This is a genomic window from Nitrospirota bacterium, from assembly GCA_040756155.1.
Taxonomy (GTDB): Bacteria; Nitrospirota; Thermodesulfovibrionia; order JACRGW01; family JBFLZU01; genus JBFLZU01.
Window position 1 is genome coordinate 22,447 of record JBFLZU010000015.1, and the last position, 2,183, is coordinate 24,629.

Annotated in this window: 2 protein-coding genes; one reads left to right on the forward strand and one right to left on the reverse strand. The window is 44.9% G+C overall.

Annotation, left to right across the window (positions count from 1 at the left end; translation table 11 throughout):
- Positions 1-1,412 (forward strand): uroporphyrinogen-III C-methyltransferase (gene cobA, locus AB1488_01305; protein ID MEW6408735.1); only part of this gene is annotated, 1,412 nt, incomplete at its 5' end.
- Here cobA and AB1488_01310 read toward each other — a convergent pair.
- Positions 1,392-2,183: magnesium chelatase domain-containing protein (locus AB1488_01310; protein ID MEW6408736.1), on the reverse strand; the 792-nt coding region annotated here is incomplete at its 5' end. The two genes, cobA and AB1488_01310, sit on opposite strands and share 21 nt — an antisense overlap.

Below are 2,183 nucleotides of genomic sequence, written 5' to 3' on the forward strand. Positions count from 1 at the left end.
TCTATGATTACCTTGCGAATGAGAAACTCATCTCATACGCAAGAAAGGATGCAGAGATAATTTATGTTGGTAAGAAGGGTGGGGCACATACACTCCCACAGGATAAGATAAACGAACTCATCATTTCAAAGGCAAAAGAAGGCAGGATAGTTATAAGACTTAAGGGTGGAGATCCATTCATCTTTGGGAGGGGTGGAGAAGAGGCAGAGGAACTCGCAGATGCAGGTATCCCTTTTGAGGTCATCCCTGGTGTAACATCAGCGATCGCAGTCCCTGCTTATGCCGGCATTCCTCTTACCCACAGGGACTTCACTACAACAGTTGCCTTTGTTACAGGGCATGAGGATCCAACAAAAGAGGATTCAAATATCGCATGGGATAAATTAGCAACAGGCATTGGTACCATAGTCTTCCTCATGGGTGTAGGGAATCTGCCTCTCATAGTTGGTAACCTGATTAAATACGGACGAAACCCCAAGACCCCCGTAGCAATAATCAGATGGGGAACAATGAGCGATCAGGAGACCGTTGTCGGAGCCCTCGATAACATAGTTGAACTCGCAAAAAAGAAAAACATAAAACCACCTGCCATTACGGTAGTTGGTGATGTCGTTAGTTTGAGAGAAAGACTCAACTGGTTTGAGAGTAAGCCCCTCTTTGGGAAAAGGATAATAGTCACGAGGGCAAGGGAGCAGGCGAGTGGATTATCAGAGATACTTGAGTCATATGGGGCAGAGGTTATTGAGTTTCCCACAATAGAGATAATACCACCTGAAGACTGGGATGATCTGGATAGAGCAATTGACGAGATAGAGAAGTATGACTGGCTTATCTTTACAAGTGTTAATGGGGTAAGGTTCTTTATTGAAAGATTAAAGGAGAAAAGAAAGGACGCAAGATCGCTTAAGGGGTTAAAACTCTGTGCCATAGGTCCAAAGACAGCAGAGATGATGGAAGGATTTGGCTTAAGACCTGATTTTGTGCCATCAGAATACAGAGCAGAAGGGTTCATCGAAGGTATTGGTGGAGAATCTATTAGTGGTAAAAAGATACTCCTTCCACGGGCAGAGGTTGCAAGGGAGGTCCTCCCTGATGAACTATCAAAGATGGGCGCTGATGTAGATGTAGTTATAGCCTATAGAACTGTGAAGCCTACAGGTGATATCGAGAAGGTAAAGACGATGCTCAGGGAAAAGAAGATAGCCGCCATTACATTTACAAGTTCCTCAACTGTGAAGAATTTTGTTGAGATGATAGGTGGTGATACAGGACTTCTCGAGGGTGTCGTAGTTGCATCAATAGGACCTGTCACCACAAAGACCGTCACTGAGTATGGCATCAAAGCAGATGTTATGCCAGAGGAATATACAATAAACGCACTTGCTGAGGCATTAATGGACTACTTTAAGTAGCACCTCCAGCCCTTCTTCTACGGTCTCTATCCCGGTTATCTCTATAGGGACATCTGCTACCAACTTTCTTGCATTTCCTGCAGGGATGACAGCCCTCTTAAATCCGAGTTTTGATGCCTCTTTTATTCGTGGCTCTGCCTGACCTATCGCCCTCACTTCACCAGTAAGCCCTACCTCTCCAAATACCACAGTCTTTGGGTCTACAGGTATCTCTTTGAGGCTCGATGCCACAGCAGTTATAATCCCTAAGTCAACCGCTGGTTCATCCAGTCTTATGCCCCCTACCACATTCACATAGACATCATTTGTTTGAAAAGGCATACCGATCCTTTTTTCAAGTACAGCAAGGAGAAGCGATACCCTATTGTAGTCAACACCTATGGCTGTTCTCCGCGGAACACCGAAATTGATTGGGCTCACAAGTGCCTGAAGTTCAACGAGGAGTGGTCTTGTGCCTTCCATGCTTGATACAACCACAGAACCTGTTGCACCAATCGGTCTCTCCGAGAGAAATATCTCTGAGGGATTTTCTACTTCGACAAGCCCAGAATCCTTCATCTCAAATACCCCTATTTCATTTGTTGAACCAAATCTGTTTTTCACCGCCCTGAGTATCCTGAAGGAATGACCCTTTTCACCTTCAAAATAGAGGACTGTATCCACTATGTGCTCAAGCACCCTTGGTCCCGCTATAGAGCCATCCTTTGTAACATGACCTATAATAAATACAGGGATGCCACTCTTCTTTGCGAAGACCATAAGTCTGCCTGC